The following is a 19,341-nucleotide window of genomic DNA, read 5'->3' as shown; positions in this document are numbered from 1 at the left end:
ACCCGGAACCCACGACCGGGCGAGCCCTTTCCACCGCTTCATCAAGAACCGCAGCGTCGCACCCCGTCGTGGGTTCCGGGTTCGGCTTCGCCGCCCCGGAATGACAGGCGGGGCGCCCCCTCCCTTCTCAGCGCCAGACCGCTCCCTGTGCAGCGCGGCGCCAGCCGGAGCCTCCCATGCCCGCACCGAAAATCCTGATTTCCGACGCCCTTTCCCCCGCCGCCGTGCAGATCTTCAAGGATCGCGGCATCGACGTGACCTTCGATCCCGCGCTGGGCAAGGACAAGGACAGGCTCGCCCGGATCATCGGCGATTATGACGGCCTCGCCATCCGCTCGGCCACCAAGGTCACCGCCAAGCTGCTGGAGCAGGCCAAGAACCTCAAGGTCATCGGCCGCGCCGGCATCGGCGTCGACAATGTCGAGATCCCGGCCGCGACCGCCCGCGGCGTGATCGTGATGAACACGCCCTTCGGCAATTCGATCACCACCGCCGAGCACGCCATCGCCATGATGTTCGCGCTCGCCCGCCAGATCCCGGCGGCCGACGCCTCCACCCAGGCCGGGAAATGGGAGAAGAACCGCTTCATGGGCGTCGAGATCACGGCCAAGACGCTGGGCCTGATCGGCGCCGGCAATATCGGCTCGATCGTCGCCGAGCGCGCCATCGGCCTGAAGATGCGCGTCATCGCCTACGACCCCTATCTCTCGCCGGAACGTGCCGTGGCGCTGGGCGTCGAAAAGGTGGAGCTGGACGACCTGCTGAAGCGCGCCGACTTCATCACGCTGCACGTGCCGATGACCGAGAAGACCAAAAATATCCTCTCGGCCGAGGCACTGGCGAAGACGAAGAAGGGCGTGCGCATCGTCAACTGCGCCCGCGGCGGCCTCGTCGACGAGCAGGCGCTGGCGGAGCTGATCAAGTCCGGCCATGTCGCCGGCGCGGCTTTCGATGTGTTTTCGGTCGAGCCGGCGGAATCGAACCCGCTCTTCGGCCTCGACAACGTCGTCTGCACGCCGCATCTCGGCGCGAGCACCAACGAGGCGCAGGAGAACGTCGCCCTGCAGGTCGCCGAGCAGATGAGCGACTATCTGCTCAAGGGCGCGATCACCAACGCGGTCAACTTCCCGTCGATCTCGGCCGAAGAGGCGCCGCGGATCAAGCCCTTCGTCGATCTGGCGGAGAAGCTCGGCTCCTTCCTCGGCCAGCTCACCGAGGCTGCCGTGAAGGGCATCCGCATCGAATACGAGGGCGCGGTCGCGAGCCTCAACCTCAAGGCGATCTCAGCCGCAGCGATCACCGGCGTGCTGCGCCCCTTCCTGCCCGAGATCAACATGGTCAACGCCGCGCTGATCGCGAAGGAGAAGGGCATCGTCGTCGAGGAATTGACCCGCGACGTCGCCGGCAATCTCGAAAGCGTCATCCGCATCGTCGTCGAGGCCGAGGACATGCCGCGCCATGCTTCGGGCACCGTCTTCCATGACGGCAAGCCGCGCATCGTCGAGATCCGCGACATCGCCGTCGATGCCGAGTTCGCGCCGCACATGCTCTATGTCCGCAACGCCGACAAGCCGGGCTTCATCGGCCAGTTCGGCTCGCTGCTCGGCGGCGCCGGCGTCAACGTCGCGACCTTCTCGCTCGGCCGCGACAAGCCGGGCGGCGACGCGATCTGCTATGTCGCGGTCGACGAGCCGATCTCGGACGAGCTGCTCGCCAGGATCCACGAGATCCCGATGGTCAAGCGGGCGCGGCGGCTGAAGTTCTGACCCGACGGCTTCAGCGCCCCAGCGCCGCCGCAATTCTCGTCCCCTGTGGAGCCTGCCACAGGGGATTTTCATGCCTGCCCGCCTTCGCCTCGCCGCCACTGTTCTCGCCTGCCTCGCGGCGCTGCCGGCGCTCGCCGACTGGGACAAGGCCAGGCTCGACAAGGAGATCGGCGGCATCGAGGAACAGGCCAAGGGCCGGCTCGGCGTCGCGCTGCTCGATCTGAAGGACCGCAAGCTCTGGTCGCATCGCGGAGCCGAGACCTTCCCGATGCAGAGCGTCTTCAAGCTGCCGCTGGCGGTCGCGGTGCTGCAGCAGGTCGAGGCGGGCAAGTTCAGGCTCGACCAGCCGATCACCGTCACCCGCAAGGATTTCTCGCTGTTCCACAGCCCGCTCGCCAAGGCCTTCAAAGGCGAGCGCAACGACTATCCGCTGAGCGAGCTGATCCGGCTCGCCGCCGGCGAGAGCGACAACACCGCCGCCGACCTGATGATGCGCGAGATCGGCGGCCCGCAGGTCGTGACCAGGATGCTGCGCGACGGCGGCATCGAGGACATGTCGGTCGATCGCTACGAGCGCCAGTTCCAACCGGAGATCTACGGCCTGCCCGGCTTCGGCTGGGACGAGGCGGTCGACGAGCCCGGTTTCCGGGCTAGGCTCAGGGCGCTGAAGCCGCGCTACCGCATCGCCTCCCTCGCCAAGGCGCTGACCGACAAGCGCGACGCCGCGACGCCGGAGGCGAGCGCGCGTTTCCTGGAGGCCCTCGCCCAGGGCAACTGGCTGCGCGATCCCGCCCATAACGCCTTCCTGACGAAGGTCATCACCGAGACCAAGGTCGGCGCCGACCGCATCAAGGCCGGGCTGCCGGCGGGCTCCACGCTCGCCCACCGCACCGGCGCCGGGCTGACGACCGACGGGGTCAACCACGCCACCAACGACATCGGCATCGCCACCCTGCCGGATGGGCGGCGCTTCGTCATCGTGACCTATCTCGCCGGCGCGCGGGCCGATGCGCCGCAGCGGGAGGCGGCCCTGGCGGAGGTGGCGCGGCTGGCGGTTTCGGCGCTGCGCTAGGCTCAGGACCTATTAAATTGTTTGCGGATCGGGCGATTGGCTGATTCGATGGCGGCGGGAGGTGCCGTCATGGATGATCTGCTGTTGCTGTCCGAGGCGCAGATGCGCCGGATCGAGCCCTATTTCCCGCTGTCGCACGGGGTTGCGCGGGTCGATGACCGGCGCGTGCTGAGCGGCATCCTGTTCGTGATCCGCAACGGCTTGCGCTGGCGCGATGCGCCGGCCGCCTATGGTCCGCCCAAGACGATCTACAACCGTTTCATCCGCTGGAGCCGGCTCGGCGTGTTCAATCGGATCTTCGCTGAACTGGCGGCCGATAGCGACGCGTCGGACCGGCTGATGATCGACGCCACGCACCTCAAGGCGCATCGCACCGCCGCCAGCCTGCTCAAAAAGGGGCTCTACCCCGATGTATCGGGCGCAGCCGCGGCGGCCTGACCTCGAAGCTCCATGCCGTCTGCGACGGCAGCGGTCGTCCGCTCCGCCTGGCGCTGAGCGAGGGGCAGGCCAGCGACTTCAAGGGCGCCGCCATGCTCGTCGACGCTCTGCCGCCCGCCAGCACCATGCTCGCAGATAGAGGCTATGATGCCGACTGGTTCAGAAACGCGCTCGCCGCACGCGGCATCGCCCCATGCATTCCCTCGAAAATCAATCGCAAGACATTCATCCCGCATGACCGCGCGCTCTATCGCCAACGCCATCGCATCGAGAACATGTTCGCCCGTCTCAAGGACTGGCGACGCATCCACACACGATACGATCGATGCGCTCACACCTTCCTGTCCGCCATCGCCTTCGCCGCAAGCTTCATCTTCTGGCTCAATCAATGAGTCCTGAACCTAGTCATCTGAATCTAAAGTTCGCCACATAACGTGCGTTCTGCGGTCTGGCAGAAGCGCTTGACGGAGGCGAGGATCTCGTCGGCGGACTTGGTCCATCGGTAGGGTTTCGGCTTTTCATTATGCCGCTCGATGAAGGTGCGGATATCGCGTTCAAGCTGGCCGGTTGAGGTGTGGACGCCACGCCGCAACTGCTTGCGGGTGAGTTCGGCAAACCAGCGTTCGATCTGGTTGAACCACGATGCCGAGGTCGGGGTAAAATGGACATGGTAGCGCGGGCGGCGGGCGAGCCATGCTCGGACGAGCGCCGTTTTATGGGTCGCGTAATTGTCCATGATGATGTGGATATCGAGGTCGGCCGGCACCTGCGCATCGATCTGCTTGAGGAAGTCGAGAAATTCGGCGGCGCGGTGCCGCTTGTAGCATTTGCCGATCACGAAGCCCGAGGCGATGTCGAGCGCTGCGAAAAGGGAGGTCGTGCCATGGCGGACGTAGCCAGGAGTTCGACGTTCGGGCACGCCGGGCATCATAGGCAGGACCGGCTGTTCCCGGTCGAGCGCCTGGATCTGGCTCTTCTCGTCGACGCTGAGCACCAATGCCCGATTGGGCGGCGATAGGTAGAGCCCGACGATGTCGCGGACCTTGTCGACGAACAGGGGATCACTCGACAGCTTGAACGTCTCTGAGCGGTGCGGCTGCAACCCGAAAGCGGTCCATATGCGGCGGATCGTAGTATGGGAGAAGCCGGTCTCGCCCGCCATCGAGCGGATCGACCAGTGGGTAGCGTCGGCAGGCTTCGAGCGAAGCGTGCGCTCGATCACCGCGGCGACCTGGTCATCCTCGATCGTTCTCGGCCTGCCCGGACGAGCCTCGTCCAGCAGTCCTTCCACACGATCCTTGAGGAAGCGCCGGCGCCACTTGCCAACCGTGTGCTCGTGCACGCCCAACTCGGCCGCGACGACCTTGCTCTGAATGCCGTCGGCGCAGCGAAGGATGATCCGGCAGCGTTCCGACATTGATCGCGCCACTCGTTGCCGGCGGACCTGTCGTTCCAGATACTCCCGCTCTTCCGTCTCCAAAATCAACGGTGCCGTAGGCCGCCCACCCGCGTTCGCCATACTGCGCTCCTCATCACCAGAGCCCAGCATACAATGATGCTTACTTCAGTTCCAGATGACTAGATCGCCGTGCGTCCTAACGGACGCAAAGTGGCAATCTAGCTCTCTGTTTCAGCATCGGATTTTTCCGAAAGCCGGATTCCACTTTTCGGTCCGATGCTCTAAGACCGCCCGCGCCTCAGCGCCCCAGCCGCTCGGCGATGAAGATGCCGCCGAGGACGAGCGCCAGCGCCAGCGCGTGATGCAGGCCGAAAGGCTCCCCGACGATCAGCACGGCCAGGATCGGCGCAAAGACCGGCACCAGATTGACGAAGACGCCGGCCCGCCCCGGCCCGATCAGCTCGATCGCGCGCATGAAGGAGAGCTGCGACAGGATCGACGGGCCGATCACCGTGAAGGCGAGGATGCCCCAGCCGGTCAGGGTCGGCGCGTGGTACCGCCCGAGCCCGATCTCGATGGCGAGCAGCGGCAGCGCGATCACGCAGGCGAAGCTGGCGGCGACGGTGAAGAACACCAGCGGCGGCATCTTCGGCCGGTTGCGGACCGCGACGGTGTAGCCCGCATAGAAGATGCAGGCGAGGATCATCAGCAGGTCGCCCGCTGCGAAGCGCAGATCGGCCAGCGCGTGGATGTCGCCGCGGCTCGCGGTCACGGCCACGCCGAGCAGGGTGAGCAGGACGCCGAAGGCCTGCATGGCGCCGATCGGGATCCGGTAGACGACCAGGGCGCCGAGCAGCACGAAGACCGGGATCGCGCCCTGCAAAATGCCGATATTGATCGCCGAGGTCGAATAGGCGGCGATGTACATCAGCGTGTTGAAGGCCGTGAAGCCGGCGATGCCGAGCAGGGCGATGAACACCCAATGCGCCTTGACCTGCGGCCAATGCGCCGCGATCTGCCGCCGCAGCAGGAAGGGCATGATCAGGCACACGCCGATCCAGCGGAAGGAGGTCAGCGCCATCGGCGTGATGTTACCGACGGCGAGCCGGCTGGCGACGGCATTGCCGGCCCAGATCAGCGTCGTCAGGATCATCAGCAGATAGGCGTTGCTCCAGGCCCGCCGCGGCCAGCTCAGCGTGGAAGTCCGGTCTGGGTGCACGTTTCCGCTCTGTCGCGATGAAGGGGCTCTGCAATAGCCTTGCGCAGCGTGCTCCTCCTATGAGATTGCGCGCACACCCGCCCGTCGTCCGATGCATCCCCCTGGAATTCCCCGATGATCGAAACCGGCCACCGTTCGCTCCGCCTGCTCTTCGTCGACGGCAACACGCGCGAGCAGCGCGCGAACTATGTCAGGGACTATGGCGCGAGCCCGGCCGAGGCCTATGCCGCCGAGGTCGCGGCGATCGAGCCCGGCATCGTCTCCGACATCTGCCTGCCGGCCGATGAGGGCGCCAACCTGCCGGACGGGGCCGGGCTCGAATCCTATGACGGCATCTTCCTCACCGGCTCGGCCCTGCACATCTACGAGATCGAGCCGGCGGTCACCCGCCAGATCGAGCTGATGCGGGCGATCTATGCCAGCGGCACGCCCTGCTTCGGCTCCTGCTGGGGCATCCAGATCGGCTCGGTCGCGGCCGGCGGCACCGTCACCGCCAATCCCAACGGGCGCGAGGTCGGCTTCGCCCGGCGCATCGCGCCGACGGAAGCCGGCCGCGGCCATGCCCTGCTCGCCGGCCGCCCCGCCGCCTTCGACGCCCCGGCGATCCATCTCGACACCATCGCCCTGCCGCCCCACGGCACGACCATCCTCGCCTCCAACAGCGTCAGCCAGGTCCAGGCCGCCGAGATCCGGCACAATGGCGGCGTCTTCTGGGGCGTGCAGTATCATCCCGAATTCTCGCTGGGGCTGGTCGCCTCCATTCTCGGCCGCATGGTGCCGCAGCTCATCGAGGAAGGCTTCCGCAAGGACGAGGCCTCGACCCGCGGCTGGCTGGAGGAATTGCGGGCGCTCGACGCCGACCCGTCGCGCCAGGACCTCGCCTGGGCCCACGGCCTCGACCGCGAGGTGCTCGATGCCGGGCGCCGCGTCACCGAATTGCGCAACTTCATCGAGCGCCGCGTCAAGCCGCATGCCAGCGAGCGCGGCCGGGCCTGAGGCGCCGATCCGAAGTCGGGCCCGATTTCGCCTTGGGTGCGCCGGATTCCGCCGGATGATCGGCGCCTCGCAAGCGCGATCGGGAGGGGATGATCTTGATTCGAAGCCATATTGCCGCCGCCCTCGTTCTGGTGCCGGGCCTCGCGGCCGCCGCCGAGACCGAGCTCGACAGCCGCATCGACCGCGTCACCGTCTATCCGGACGGCGCCCTGGTCACGCGCCTCGGCAAGGCGGCGCTGGCGCAGGGCGCCTCCCGGATCGTGCTGCGCGGCCTGCCGGCGACGGTCGATCCCGCCTCGATCCGCGTCGAGGGCAGGAGCTTCGCGGAAGGACCGGGTAACGGCGCCTTCTCGGTCGGCGCCGTCGATGTCCGCGTCACGCCCGGGGAAGCGAAGCCCGTGCTCGACAGGACCGTCGCGGACAAGCTCAAGGCGCTGCGCGAGCGGAAGGGCGAGCATGAAGGCCGCATCGCCGCCATCGAGGCGCAGCGCGCCACCATCGAGCGCTTCGCCCAGGTCGGCCCCGACAAGCTCGGCCCCGAGGGCAAGGCGTTGCCCGTCTCCGACTGGCCGGCGGTGTTCGAGGCGATCGGCACCGCGCTGGTCAAGGTCCAGGACGAATTGCGCGGCGAGCGGGCGAAGCTCGCCGATGTCGCGGCCGAGATCGCCGCGCTCGAACGCGCCCGCCCGCAGGGGCCGCGCCCCGGCGCGCCGAAGCGCGACGTCGCCATCGCGGTGGAGGCTTCGCAGCCGGTCGCCGCCGAGTTCACAGTGAGCTATCGGGTCGACGGCGCGCAGTGGAGCCCGGGCTACGAGGCCCGGCTGACCACCACCGCGGCGAAACCGGCCCTGATCCTGACCCGCCGCGCCGAGATCCGCCAGCACACCGGGGAGGAATGGAGCGACGTCGCCCTGACGCTCTCCACCACCCGCTCGGCCGGGGGAACCGCCGCGCCCGAGCTGCAGCCGATGCAGGTGGGCTTCTTCGAGCCGCCGGTCGTCTATGAGAACCGGCGGCGCATGGAGGCCGTGCCGGCCCCGGCGCCGATGGCCGCGGCCAAGGCGAGGGCCGAGGCGGAGGCCCAGGCGGAAGCCTCGGCCCGCGCCGCCGGAGGCCGCCCCGCCGAGATCCGGCAGGCGACGGTCGAGGCCGGCCCCTATCAGGCGAGCTTCCAGGTGCCCGGCCGCGCCAGCGTCCCGCCCGACGGCACGGCGAAGACCGTCATGCTGACCCAGCGCCGGGCCGAGCCCGGCCTCTCGGCCCGCACCGTGCCCGAGCTCGAGCAGAAGGCCTTTCTCGAGGCGCGCTTCAACCATGACGAGGAGGCCCCGCTCCTGCCGGGCCAGGTCGCGCTGCACCGCGACGGCAGCTATGTCGGCACCGGCCGCATCGGCCTCGTCGCGCCCGGCGACGACGTCGCGCTCGGCTTCGGCCCCGATGACCGCATCAAGGTCAGCTACGCCCCGGTGAAGCGCCGCGAGAACGAGCCGCGCTGGCTCGCCCAGAGCCGCACCGACCAGCGCGAGTTCCGCACCGTGGTGAAGAGCCTGCACGCCCAGCCCGTCAAGGTCACGGTGCTGGAGCGCATCCCCTTCTCGGAGAACAGCGCGATCACGGTCGAGCCCATCCCGGCCCAGACCACGCCGCCGACCGAGAAGCAGGTCGGCGACCGGCGCGGCGTCTCCGCCTGGACCTTCGAGCTGGCGCCCGGCGCCGAGAAGGAGATCCGCCTCGCCTACCGGATCAAATGGCCGGGCGACCGCGAGGTCAGCTATGAGGAGCAGCCCTTGCCCCGGGCGGCGGACTGAGACGCGGGCAGGTCCGGGCTACCCCTCGGCTGAGCCTTACAGGCAATCCAAAGAATAAAGCGCATCCGGCCAGGAACTCTCGGTGGGATGCGGCGTTGTTGCGATTGGCTGGGGCATTCAGAAACCGGAGTTACTTCGATGCGCAACGCGATCATCGCCATCGCTTCTGCAATGATTCTTTCGACGAGTGCTTACGCGCAGACTGCGACCAGTACGACGGCGGTGAAGGAAGTCTATGTTGCGGCCAAGCCGACGGATGTTCTCAGCAGCAACCTGATCGGCCTCAACATCCACAACGGCGCCAAGGACAAGATCGGCGAGATCAAGGACATCGTCATCTCGAACGGCCAGCTCGCCGGCTACATCGTCTCGGTCGGCGGCTTCCTCGGCATCGGCGAGCACTATGTCGTGGTGTCCCCGGGCGCCGTGAAGGTGAACTACTCCGAGAACGACAAGAAGTGGTCGGCCCTGATGGAGACGACCAAGGACGCGCTCAAGGCCGCCCCGCAGTTCAAATATGAGGGCCGCTGGGCGAAGTAAGCCCTTCGCCGCGACCGCGACGACGACGGCCCCGCTTCGCACGGGGCCGTTTTCGTTCCGGGCCCGCGAGAGCGGACGCCGGGACCGGAGCGCGCTTCACCTTCGCGCCGGCGCGGGCCTCCCCGGAGCCTGCAGGCGCGGCGTGGACTACAGCGCCATCTCCAGCTCGCGGCCGCGGCCGAGATCGGTCATCCAGCGGCGGAAATTCGGCTGCGCCACGATCTGATGCGCATAGTGCCGGCGCAGCGCCTCGGTGAGGCGGCCGCGGCGCCCGAGCCGCGCATCGGCGAAGCCGACCATCACTGAGTTCGGCCAGGCCTGCGGCCGGATCTCGCGCAGCCGGACGAAGAGCGCATCCTCGCCCTCCTCCGGCGCCGCCTGCGCCATCAGGGAGAGCATCGCCGCCGTCGAACGCGAGACGCCCATATGGCAATGCACCAGCAGATGGCCGGTCCGGCGGGCGGCGGCGGTCTCGCGCAGGCCCTCGCCGAAATTCAGGATCGCCTCGACATGCTCCGGCGCCGGCATGATCTGGCCCGGGCGGGGGTCGATGATGTCGTGGAAGCGCAGGGTGACGCGATGGTGCTCGCCATAGGCGTCGAAGGCCTCGATCTCGGCCCGGTCGGGATCGAGCACCGAGAGCACATGCGTCACCTCACGGGCGCTGTTGCCGGGCAGCTCCTCGATGCCGCAGATCGTCAGGGTCGAGATGGCGAGGGTCTTCATCGGGAGCATCCCTTCATCAGGTCGTGCGGGTCATCCCGGGCAACCGGAGGGAGACCCGGGATGACCCGGAATCCGCCTAGGGCAGAAACAGGTTACTCCGCCGCGACGGCGCGCAGGCCCTGGCCGAGCTCCTGGTCGACGAGGCCGACCCAATAGCGCACGCCCGCCGGGATGATCGCGTCGTTGAAGTCGTAGAGCGGCGTGTGCAGGCCGGTGAAGGAGCCGTCCGGGTTGACGCCGTTGCCGATGCGCATGAAGGCGCCCGGCCGGACCAGCATCATCTCGGCGAAATCCTCGCCGCCGGTGCCGGGGCGCAATTTGCCGTCGACGTTCTCGGCGCCGGCCGCCGCCGTCGCCGCGGCGACCGCGACCGCGACCTGCTCGGCCTCGTTGATCAGCGGGCTGGTGCCGCGATGGTAAGAGGCCTCCGCCTGGCAGCCCCAGGCCTGCGCCGTCGCGGCGGCCAGTTCGGCGATGCGCCGCTCCACCGTGTCGCGGACCTCCTGCGAATAGGTGCGGGCGGTGCCGCCCAGCACCAGCTCGGAGGGGATGACGTTGGAAGCGTTGACGTCGCCGCCATGGATGTAGCCGACGCTGATCACCGCCGTGTCGAGCGGGGCGACGTTGCGGCCGACGATGCCCTGCAGGCCCAGCACGAAATGCGCCTGGGCATAGGTGATGTCGGTCGAGCGGTGCGGCTGCGAGCCGCCATGGCCGCCGACACCGCGGAAGGTGACCTTCCACGAATCCGCCGCGGCCAGGAACGGACCGACCGTGGTGCCGAAATGGCCGACCGGCATGCCCGGCGTGTTGTGCAGCCCGTAGATCGCGTCGCAGGGGAAGCGCTCGAAAAGACCATCGGCCAGCATGGCGTTGGCGCCGCCGCGGCCCTCCTCGGCCGGCTGGAAGATCAGGTTGACGGTGCCGGCGAAGTCGCGGTTCTCGGCGAGGTAGCGCGCCGCGGCGAGCAGCATGGTGGTGTGCCCGTCATGGCCGCAGGCATGCATCCGGCCGGGATTCTTCGAGGAATAGGGCAGGTTGGTCGTCTCCTCGAGCGCCAGGCAGTCCATGTCGGCGCGCAGGCCGATGGCGCGCCCGCCCGGCTGCTTGCCGCGGATGACGCCGACGACGCCGGTCTTGCCGACATTCTCGGTGACCTCGACGCCCCATTCCCGCAGCTTGTCGGCGACGAGCCTGGCCGTGCGCACCTCTTCCAGGCCGAGCTCGGGATGGGCGTGGATGTCGCGGCGGATCGCCGTGAACGCGGCATGGTGCTGGTCGAGCCAGGCGTCGAGCTTGGTCATGGTCGCTGATCTTCCCCTGTGCGGTCGCCCCGGCGGGACCTCCCGCCACCGGCCGAAATACCGCCCTAGCCCTTACCTCCGATTGCGGCAGGATTACCGTGCAGATGCTGCAGGGCCGCCATGCTCCGGCATTTTCCGCCCCCGCGCGATGGCGCCCGGGCGACGGCGAAACTTGACCTTCGCGCCGCGTTGGCCCATGAGGGCTTGCAAGGACCTGCCCCGAAACCCCGGCCTTGCGCCGGGGTTTTGCGTTTGCGCGGGCCGCTTGCGTGAGGCAAGGCGGAACAAGCAGGGACATCCCGCTCATGGCGAATGTTGTGGTGGTCGGCGCCCAGTGGGGCGACGAGGGCAAGGGCAAGATCGTCGACTGGCTTTCGAGCCAGGCCGATGTCGTGGTCAGGTTCCAGGGCGGCCACAATGCCGGCCATACGCTGGTCATCGACGGCGTCACCTACAAGCTCTCGCTGCTGCCTTCCGGCATCGTGCGGCCGGGCAAGCTCTCGGTGATCGGCAACGGCGTCGTCGTCGATCCCTGGCACCTCGTCGAGGAGATCGGCAAGCTGCGCGCCCAGGGCGTCGCGATCTCGCCGGACAATCTGCGCATCGCCGACAACGCCACGCTGATCCTGCCGCTGCACCGCGAGCTCGACCATTTCCGCGAGACCGCGAATGCCGGCATGAAGATCGGCACGACCAAGCGCGGCATCGGCCCGGCCTATGAGGACAAGGTCGGCCGCCGCGCCATCCGCGTCATCGACCTCAAGGACCCGGACCTGCTCGCGGCCAAGATCGAGCGCCTGCTCGCCCATCACAACGCGCTGCGCCGCGGGCTCGGCATCGGCGAGGTCGACGGCAGGGAACTGCTCGGCCAGCTCAAGGCGATCGCGCCCGAGGTGCTGCCCTTCGCCGACACGGTCTGGGCGCTGCTCGACGCCGAGCGCCGCGCCGGCAAGCGCATCCTGTTCGAGGGCGCGCAGGGCGCGCTGCTCGACGTCGACCACGGCACCTATCCCTTTGTCACCTCCTCGAACATCGTTGCCGGCCAGGCCGCGACCGGCTCGGGGCTCGGCCCTTCCGCGGTCGGCTATGTGCTCGGCATCGCCAAGGCCTACACCACCCGCGTCGGCGAAGGCCCCTTCCCGACCGAGCTGCATGACGAGACCGGCGAGCTGATCGGCACCAAGGGCAAGGAATTCGGCGTCGTCACCGGCAGGAAGCGCCGCTGCGGCTGGTTCGACGCCTGCCTGGTGCGCCAGACGGTCAAGACCTCCGGCATCGACGGCATCGCCCTGACCAAGCTCGACATCCTCGACGGCTTCGAGGAGATCAAGGTCTGCGTCGGCTACCGTCTCGACGGCCAGGTCATCGAGCATCTGCCGGCCGGCCAGGCCGACCAGGCCCGCGTCGAACCGATCTATGAGACGATCCAAGGCTGGGACGGCTCGACCGCCAATGCCCGCTCCTGGGCCGAGCTGCCGGCGCAGGCGATCAAATATGTCCGCCGCATCGAGGAGCTGATCGGCGCCACCGTCGCCGTGCTCTCGACCAGCCCCGAGCGCGACGACACCATCCTCGTCCACAACCCCTTCGAGGGGTGAGAGCCGTCCTTCGAGGGTTGACGCGGCCCGTCATCAGCGACAAGTGAGGCCAATGGCCGATTTCTACCCGATCCTGGCGCGAGCCGTCGCCGGGCTGCCCGACAACACTCCCGAGGCGCGCCGCGCCATCTTCGATCGGGCGCGGGCGGCCCTCGTCGCACAGCTTCGCGGTCTCGACCCGCCGCTGAGCGAGGCCGAGATCATGCGCGAGCGCCTGACGCTCGACGAGGCCGTCGCCCGCATCGAGGCCGAATACGACGAATCGCCGGCGCCGCCCCCCGGCGGCCGCGGCCCGCTGATCCGCCCGCAGGCCGGCGCCGCCCAGCCGCCGCGCCCACCCGAACCGAAGGCGCAAACCGCCTTCGCGCCGCTGCCGCGCGACGGCGAGGCGCAGGAGCCCGGCGAGGACGGAGCCGACGCCGATTTCGACGCCTCCCTGACCGAGGCGGCCGAGAGCCAGCCCGCCCGCCCGCGCATCCTGCCGCCGCGCGAGCCGCGGGTGAAGCCGGGCCATATCCGCACCGTCGTGGTCGGCGCGGTGGTCGCGCTGGCGGTCGCCGCCATCGCCGGAACCGCGATCTACGTGCACAAGCTCAAGCCGCAGGACGCGCCGCGCCCCAGCGCGGAGACCGCCGCCGTGCAGCAGCCGCCGCAATCCGACAATGCCGGCAAGATCGCCGACCGCGTCGGCGAGCCGAACGCGCCGGCCCAGGGCCGCCCCGGCGCCAGCAACGCGCCCGGCACGCCGGTCCAGCAGCCGGGCGGCGAGATCGCCGTCGCGCAGCGCGCCATCCTCTATGTCGAGAACCCGGACAACCCGCAGCAGCCGCGCGCCGTCACCGGCCGCGTCTTCTGGCGGCTCGACAGCGAGAGCGCCGGCCAGGGCCGGCCGGTCGAGACCATCGTGCGCGCCACGGTCGAGATCCCCGAGGCCGGCCTGAACCTCGACTTCACCATCCGCCGCAACACCGATTCGGCCTTCCCGGCCTCGCATATCGTCGGCATGCGCTTCGTCGGCAGCGGCGACGCGACCCAGACCATCAAGGAGGTCGGCGTGCCGCAGTTCAAGATCGCCGAGGGCGAGCGCGGCGCGCCGCTCTCGGCGATCAACTCGGCGCTGGGCGACAATCTCTTCGTCGCGGCGCTGTCGAACGTGCCCGTCGAGGTCGAGCGCAACACCGACCTGATCCTGAACCGGAGCTGGATCGACCTGCCGGTGCTGTTCACCTCCGGCCGGCGCGGCATCATCACCTTCGAGAAGGGCGTCTCCGGCGCCCAGACGCTGGGCGACGCCTTCGGCCGCTGGCAGTAGGCGACGATAATAGCCGGCAATTCCTGCATCGTCCCGGCCGGGCCGCAACAGCGGCGCCGAGCCGGGATGCCTGCGCCGTTCCGGCATGGATCCCGGGCTGACCCCGGAAGGGTAAAGCGTCAGCTCTTCCGCTGCGCCGCGAAGCGCGCCGCCGCCCGCAGCACCTCCGCCTCCGGCCCGAAGCCGGCGAGCGCCGCCACGGCCGCCTCGCTCAGCCGGTCGCGCTCGCGCTTGGCGCCGTCGAGTCCGAGCGCGCCGATCAGCGTCGCCTTGCCCTTCTCCGCATCCTTCGCCGTCGCCTTGCCCATCTGGGCCGCATCCGCCTCGACGTCGAGAATGTCGTCGGCGATCTGGAAGGTCGCGCCCAGCGCCCGGCCATAGGCGTCGAGCGCCGCCAGCGCCGCCGCATCGGCCCCGCCGAGGCGCGCGCCGATCTCGACGCTCGCCGCCAGCAGCGCCCCGGTCTTCATCGCCTGCAGGCGCCGGATCTCGGCCTCGCCCAGCGCGCCGCGAGCCTCCTCGAAGCGCCCCTCGGCGGCGAGATCGAACATCTGCCCGCCGACCATGCCGCCGAGGCCCGATGCACGGGCGAGCGCGCGCACCAGCGCCGCCCGGACCGCGCCGGATTCATGCGTCGCCGGATCGGCCAGCACGTCGAAGGCCAGCGTCAGCAGGGCGTCCCCCGCCAGGATCGCCGTCGCCTCGTCGAAGGCCTTGTGGACGGTGGGGCGGCCCCGGCGCAGATCGTCGTCGTCCATCGCCGGCAGGTCGTCATGCACCAGCGAATAGCAGTGCAGCAATTCGACCGCCGCGCCGGCCCGCAGCGCCTGCTCGCGCGGGACGCCGAAGAATCCGGCGGTCTCGACCGTCAGGAAGGGCCGCAGCCGCTTGCCGCCGGCGAGCGCGCCATGCCGCATCGCCGCGACCAGCCGCTCGGGCCGCGCGATCTCGCCTTCCGCCGGCGCCGTCCCGAGCAGCCGCTCGAGCAGCCGCTCGATCGCCGAGGCGGTCGCCGCCAGGCGCGGCCCGAGATCGCTCTCGGAGACAGGGGAAGAAACCGGCTTCATCGACCAAACTCGCATTCGCTGCCGGTGGGGCCTTGCCGGACGATGGCCGCATCGTCAAGCTGCGCCGCCATGGCGAGCGTAATGGCGGAACGGGGCGGGACGGGAGGCGGTCTGCTGGGCTGGTTGATCGGATGGTGCTTCAGGCTGGCCTTCTGGCTCGTCCTGGCCTTGGCCCTCGCCCTGGCGCTCTACCGCTTCGTGCCGGTGCCCTCGACGCTGATGCTCGGCCGCTGGCTGACTCTGCGGCCGGTCGAGCGCGACTGGGTGCCGCTGGAACGGATCTCGCCCAACCTGATCCGCGCCGTCATCGCCTCCGAGGACCAGCGCTTCTGCCGCCATCGCGGCGTCGACTGGATCGAGCTCAACGCCGTGATGGCCGACGATGACGGGCCGAGCCGCGGCGCCTCGACGCTGACCATGCAGACCGCCAAGAACGTCTTCCTCTGGCCGGGCCGCTCCTATCTGCGCAAGGGGCTGGAGATCCCGCTCGCCATGGCGCTCGACCTCGCCTGGGGCAAGCCGCGCGTCGTCGAGGTCTATCTCAACGTCGCCGAATGGGGCGAGGGCCTGTTCGGGGCGGAGGCCGCGGCCCAGCGCTATTTCCGCAAATCCGCGGCCCGGCTCACGGTGGCGGAAGCCGCCCGCCTCGCCGGCGCCCTGCCGAATCCGCGGCTGCGCAATCCGGCCCGGCCGAGTCGCGCCCTGCAATCGGCCGCCGGGCGGGTGCAGCGGCGCATGGGCCAGCTCGGCCCCCTCGGCGACTGCGCCCTGCCCGGCTGAGCGCCCCGCCGGGCCGCCGGCCCCGACATATTCGCGGCGCAAAGCCGCGTTAGCGACTTTTTCACGCAAGGCTCTAGCCAGCACGCGCCCGAGCGTGTATGGGCAACGCCTCACGAGATTGATCCGTCGTCGTGGCGGCGGCGTGGCTTTGGCGAGCCGCGCACCGGGCGGCGGCATGATGGAGAGTACAATGGCCGTTCCGAAGAAGAAGACGTCGCCGTCGAAGCGCGGCATGCGCCGCTCGGCCGACGCGCTGAAGCAGCCCGCCTATATCGAGGACAAGAACTCCGGCGAGCTGCGCCGCCCGCACCATGTCGACCTGAAGAGCGGCATGTATCGCGGCCGCCAGGTCCTGACGGTCAAGGCCGAGGCCTGAGACCGCAGCGCCGGAGCCCGCTCCGGCCGGCATGACGAGACGACGGAACCGGCCGAAAGGCCGGTTTTTCTTTGCTTTACGGCGAATGAAAGGAACAGCGTCGTCCCGGCCGGAGCCAAGCGCAGAGCCGGGATCCATGCCCGGGCCTCTGTCGGAAACGCTCCGGCATGGATCCCGGGTCAAGCCCGGGACGACCCGTATTGTCCCGCGGCGGCGGCGCCGGCAGCGTGTCGGCGTCCCGCGACGCCCGGCACGGCCAGCCGCGCCGCCGCCCGGTAGAGCGAGGCCGCCGATCGCGGGCTCGCCAGCCCCCGGAAGGCGAAAGGGCCGATTCCCGCCTGCGAGGCGGCGGCCTGCAGCAGCAGCAGCGCGGTGGCGCTGGCGCCTGCCCGGCCCCGATCGGCTCGCTCTCCGCTACGCAACATGTCTCGCTCCGGCACAACGCGTCGTGACGGAAGGGAAGGTTGCAAGCCGGCGGCCAGGCTTAACGCGGTGTTAAGCAGAATCCTCGCATCGTTTGGAAACGCTTCCGTAACCACCGGGACAGGCAGACCGCGCCAGGACGGCACGGCGCATTGTCCGATCGAGGCCGCCCGCGATGTCCGCCCCGTCGCTCTTCAGCTTCCGCAAAGAACCTGCGGTTGACCCCAGAGGCCTGCTCTCCTCGATCGGCGAAGTGGTCTATGGCTGGGACATCCGCAGCGACGCGCTGAACTGGGGGCCGAACGCGGCCGAGGTGCTCGGCCCGCTGCCCGAGCGGGCGATGACGCGCGGCATCGGCTTCGCCGCGCTGGTCGAGCCCGGCAGCCCGAGCCGCTACGACGCGATCTTCGGCTCCAGCGAGCAGGACCAGGGCGAGGGTGTGCTCTACCGCACCCGCTACGCGCTCGACCTCGACGGACGCAAGATGTGGGCGGAGGACAGCGGCCGCTGGTTCGCCGGCGGCGACGGCCGGCCGGCCCGCGCGCATGGCGTGCTCCGCCTCGAGCGCGCCGCCCGCGGCGAGGAGCCCGGCCCCGCCTCGGCCGAACTCTGCGACCGCCCGGCCCTGGTCGAGCGGATCGGCCTGTGCCTGCAGGAGCAGCTTCCGCAGGAGCGGCCGGTCGCCGTCCTCGTCGCCGCGATCGACGAGCTCGCCCGCCTCAACGACGATTTCGGCCATGAGGCGACCGACGAGATCGTCGCCACGGTGCATGAGCGCCTGCGCTCGGTGACGCGCCGGCGCGACCATCTGGTCCGTTATTCCGGCAACAGCTTCGCCATCATCCTCTCAGGCTGCCCGCGCGAGCAGATCGATTCGGCGGCGCGCCGCTTCATCAGGGTCGTGGCCGAATCGGCGATCGAGACCGGCCGCGGCATCGCCCTGGTGCGCCTGCGGGTCGGCGCCGCGCACGCGCCCGAGCTCGGCAACCATGCCGGCGAATTGCTCGCCGCCGCCGAGACCGCCCTCGCCGCGGCCCGCGCCGGCGCCTCGGACGAGGCGGTGATCGCCCGGCCGCAGCGCCGCCGGCAGGACAGGCCCGAGCATGGCGGCCTCGACGTCCAGGCGGTCAGCGCGCTGAACGAGCGCCGCGTCCGGCTCGCCCTGCAGCCGGTGGTCTCGGCCCATTCGCGCATTGCCGTCTTCCACGAGGCGCTGCTGCGCGTCGGGCAGCCCGAGGCCGGCCTGTTCTTCGCCTCGGCCGAGCTGATCCCGATGCTGGAGCGGCGCGGCCTGGTGCGGCTGTTCGACCACCGCGTGCTGGAGCTGGCGCTGGCGCTGCTGGCCGACGACCCCGCGCTCAGGCTCTCGATCAACGTCTCGCCGGTCTCGCTCGGCGACCCCGAATGGCTGGCCGCCTTCCTGAGCCTGGCCGGCACCTCGCCCGGCCTCGCCGCGCGCCTGATCGTGGAGGTGACCGAGACGGCGACGATCGAGGACCCGGTGCGGCTGGCCAAGCTGCTCGGCCGGATCAAGGAGTGCGGCAGCCGCATCGCCATCGACGATTTCGGCGCGGGCCACACCTCGCTGAAGCACCTGCGCGCCTTCCCGGTCGACATCCTGAAGATCGACGGCGCCTTCACCCAGAACCTGCGCCGCTCGACCGACGACCGCTTCTATGTCCGCACCCTGATCGACCTCGCCCGCCATCTCGGCGTCGAGACCGTGGCGGAATGGGTCGACGACGAATTGCAGGCGACGATGCTGCGCGACTGGGGCGTCACCTATCTGCAGGGTCACCTCGTCGGCCGCGCCGAGCTGGCGCCCTTCCTGCAGCCGCAGCAGCGGCGCGCCGCCTTCGCCTGAGGGCCGGACCGGCCGCCGCGGGCGGGCCGGCGGGCGGCGCCCGCCGACGCCTCGCTCACTTGCTGCGGGACAATTTGTCCAGCCGCTCGCGCATCTCGTTGAGCTCGCGCTTGAGGTCGCCGAGATCGTCGCTCTTGGCGGGCTCGGCCGCGCCGGCCTGCCTGGCCTTCTCGGCCGCGGCGGCGGTGAACGGATTGAACATCCGGAACGCCTCGGTGAACATCTGCATGTTGGCGCGGGTCTGCGCCTGGATGGCGTCGAGCGCGTTGCCGCCGAAGGCCGTTCCGCCGAAGGCCTTGGCCATCTGCTCGCGGAACTTGCTCTGCTCCTGGGTGAAGTTCTCCATCGAGAATTCGAGGTAGCGCGGCACCAGCGCCTGCATGCTGTCGCCGTAGAAGCGGATCAATTGTCGCAGGAAGGTGATCGGCAGCAGGTTCTGCCCGTCCTTGGCCTCCTCGTCGAAGATGATCTGGGCCAGCACCGAACGGGTGATGTCCTCGCCCGACTTGGCGTCGTAGACGACGAAGTCCTCGCCCGCCCGGACCAGCCCGGCCAGATCCTCCAGCGTCACATAGGAACTCGTCCCCGTGTGGTAGAGGCGCCGATTGGCGTATTTCTTGATGACGGTCGGTTCTTTTTCGCTGGCCATCATA

The 19,341-nt window shown here is 69.5% G+C and carries 18 protein-coding genes; 11 read left to right on the top strand and 7 right to left on the bottom strand.

All coding sequences use genetic code 11. The features are described from left to right. The first annotated feature begins 176 nt into the window (after positions 1 to 176). From serA to ACWH43_RS05040, 3 genes are all read left to right on the top strand, one after another. Positions 177 to 1,766 (top strand): phosphoglycerate dehydrogenase, encoded by a 1,590-nt coding sequence (gene serA, locus ACWH43_RS05050; protein ID WP_158445557.1) that lies wholly within the window; start codon positions 177 to 179, stop codon positions 1,764 to 1,766. Between the two features lie 70 nt (positions 1,767 to 1,836). Continuing rightward, positions 1,837 to 2,838 (top strand): class A beta-lactamase, encoded by a 1,002-nt coding sequence (bla, locus tag ACWH43_RS05045; RefSeq protein WP_158445556.1) that lies wholly within the window; start codon positions 1,837 to 1,839, stop codon positions 2,836 to 2,838. A 69-nt stretch (positions 2,839 to 2,907) separates the two neighbouring features. Next, positions 2,908 to 3,668, top strand: a protein-coding gene (locus tag ACWH43_RS05040) for an IS5 family transposase (protein WP_260349792.1) whose coding sequence is annotated in 2 segments (ribosomal slippage) — positions 2,908 to 3,241 and positions 3,241 to 3,668 — 762 coding nt in all. Because the reading frame shifts where the segments join, the coding sequence is not laid out codon by codon here. Between the two features lie 23 nt (positions 3,669 to 3,691). On the opposite strand, the gene ACWH43_RS05035 is transcribed toward ACWH43_RS05040, so the two are convergent. Further along, positions 3,692 to 4,795 carry an IS630 family transposase gene (locus tag ACWH43_RS05035; protein WP_260349791.1) on the bottom strand — a complete coding sequence of 368 codons (1,104 nt, stop codon included), beginning with the start codon at positions 4,793 to 4,795 and terminating at the stop codon, positions 3,692 to 3,694. Positions 4,796 to 4,973: 178 nt separating this feature from the next. After that, positions 4,974 to 5,894, bottom strand: a complete 921-nt coding sequence (locus ACWH43_RS05030; protein ID WP_260349583.1) for a DMT family transporter — start codon at positions 5,892 to 5,894, stop codon at positions 4,974 to 4,976. A gap of 114 nt (positions 5,895 to 6,008) precedes the next feature. Between ACWH43_RS05030 and ACWH43_RS05025 the strand changes: the two genes are divergently transcribed. The 3 genes from ACWH43_RS05025 (at position 6,009) to ACWH43_RS05015 (ending at position 9,238) form a co-directional block, all read left to right on the top strand. After that, positions 6,009 to 6,890: a type 1 glutamine amidotransferase gene (locus ACWH43_RS05025; RefSeq protein ID WP_158445555.1), complete on the top strand. Its 882-nt coding sequence runs from the start codon at positions 6,009 to 6,011 to the stop codon at positions 6,888 to 6,890. An 89-nt stretch (positions 6,891 to 6,979) separates the two neighbouring features. Further along, positions 6,980 to 8,698, top strand: coding sequence for a mucoidy inhibitor MuiA family protein (locus tag ACWH43_RS05020; RefSeq protein ID WP_158448050.1), 1,719 nt, complete (start codon positions 6,980 to 6,982; stop codon positions 8,696 to 8,698). A 138-nt stretch (positions 8,699 to 8,836) separates the two neighbouring features. Next, the gene (locus ACWH43_RS05015; RefSeq protein WP_158445552.1) at positions 8,837 to 9,238 is read left to right on the top strand and encodes a PRC-barrel domain-containing protein; all 402 of its coding nucleotides are present in this window, start codon (positions 8,837 to 8,839) and stop codon (positions 9,236 to 9,238) included. Positions 9,239 to 9,385: 147 nt separating this feature from the next. On the opposite strand, the gene ACWH43_RS05010 is transcribed toward ACWH43_RS05015, so the two are convergent. Continuing rightward, entirely contained in the window at positions 9,386 to 9,964 is a 579-nt protein-coding gene (locus ACWH43_RS05010; RefSeq protein ID WP_158445551.1) for a tyrosine phosphatase family protein, read from the bottom strand. A gap of 92 nt (positions 9,965 to 10,056) precedes the next feature. Next, a complete protein-coding gene (locus ACWH43_RS05005) occupies positions 10,057 to 11,268 on the bottom strand; it encodes a M20 aminoacylase family protein (RefSeq protein ID WP_158445550.1) in 1,212 nt (403 codons plus the stop codon). Between the two features lie 305 nt (positions 11,269 to 11,573). On the opposite strand from ACWH43_RS05005, the gene ACWH43_RS05000 reads away from it, so the two are divergent. Further along, positions 11,574 to 12,866, top strand: a complete 1,293-nt coding sequence (locus ACWH43_RS05000) for an adenylosuccinate synthase (RefSeq protein ID WP_158445549.1) — start codon at positions 11,574 to 11,576, stop codon at positions 12,864 to 12,866. Positions 12,867 to 12,918: 52 nt separating this feature from the next. Then, complete coding sequence (locus ACWH43_RS04995; protein WP_158445548.1) at positions 12,919 to 14,178, top strand: histidine kinase; 1,260 nt, start codon at positions 12,919 to 12,921, stop codon at positions 14,176 to 14,178. A 119-nt stretch (positions 14,179 to 14,297) separates the two neighbouring features. Here the strand turns inward: ACWH43_RS04995 and ACWH43_RS04990 are convergent, their stop codons facing one another. Then, complete coding sequence (locus ACWH43_RS04990; protein ID WP_158445547.1) at positions 14,298 to 15,245, bottom strand: polyprenyl synthetase family protein; 948 nt, start codon at positions 15,243 to 15,245, stop codon at positions 14,298 to 14,300. Positions 15,246 to 15,314: 69 nt separating this feature from the next. On the opposite strand from ACWH43_RS04990, the gene mtgA reads away from it, so the two are divergent. Next, positions 15,315 to 16,025 (top strand): monofunctional biosynthetic peptidoglycan transglycosylase, encoded by a 711-nt coding sequence (gene mtgA / locus ACWH43_RS04985; protein WP_260349579.1) that lies wholly within the window; start codon positions 15,315 to 15,317, stop codon positions 16,023 to 16,025. A 190-nt stretch (positions 16,026 to 16,215) separates the two neighbouring features. After that, positions 16,216 to 16,401 carry a 50S ribosomal protein L32 gene (gene rpmF / locus ACWH43_RS04980; protein WP_158445545.1) on the top strand — a complete coding sequence of 62 codons (186 nt, stop codon included), beginning with the start codon at positions 16,216 to 16,218 and terminating at the stop codon, positions 16,399 to 16,401. 179 nt (positions 16,402 to 16,580) lie between these two features. Here rpmF and ACWH43_RS04975 read toward each other — a convergent pair whose 3' ends face one another. Next, positions 16,581 to 16,826: a hypothetical protein gene (locus ACWH43_RS04975; RefSeq protein WP_158445544.1), complete on the bottom strand. Its 246-nt coding sequence runs from the start codon at positions 16,824 to 16,826 to the stop codon at positions 16,581 to 16,583. A gap of 173 nt (positions 16,827 to 16,999) precedes the next feature. Here ACWH43_RS04975 and ACWH43_RS04970 point away from each other — a divergent pair, with 173 nt between their 5' ends. After that, entirely contained in the window at positions 17,000 to 18,688 is a 1,689-nt protein-coding gene (locus tag ACWH43_RS04970; RefSeq protein WP_158448049.1) for an EAL domain-containing protein, read from the top strand. A 55-nt stretch (positions 18,689 to 18,743) separates the two neighbouring features. Here the strand turns inward: ACWH43_RS04970 and phaR are convergent, their stop codons facing one another. Beyond that, positions 18,744 to 19,337 carry a polyhydroxyalkanoate synthesis repressor PhaR gene (gene phaR / locus ACWH43_RS04965; protein WP_158445558.1) on the bottom strand — a complete coding sequence of 198 codons (594 nt, stop codon included), beginning with the start codon at positions 19,335 to 19,337 and terminating at the stop codon, positions 18,744 to 18,746. Positions 19,338 to 19,341 lie beyond the last annotated feature (4 nt).

Source organism: Allobosea minatitlanensis, from assembly GCF_964020775.1.
This window is presented reverse-complemented; position numbering and strand designations above follow the sequence as displayed.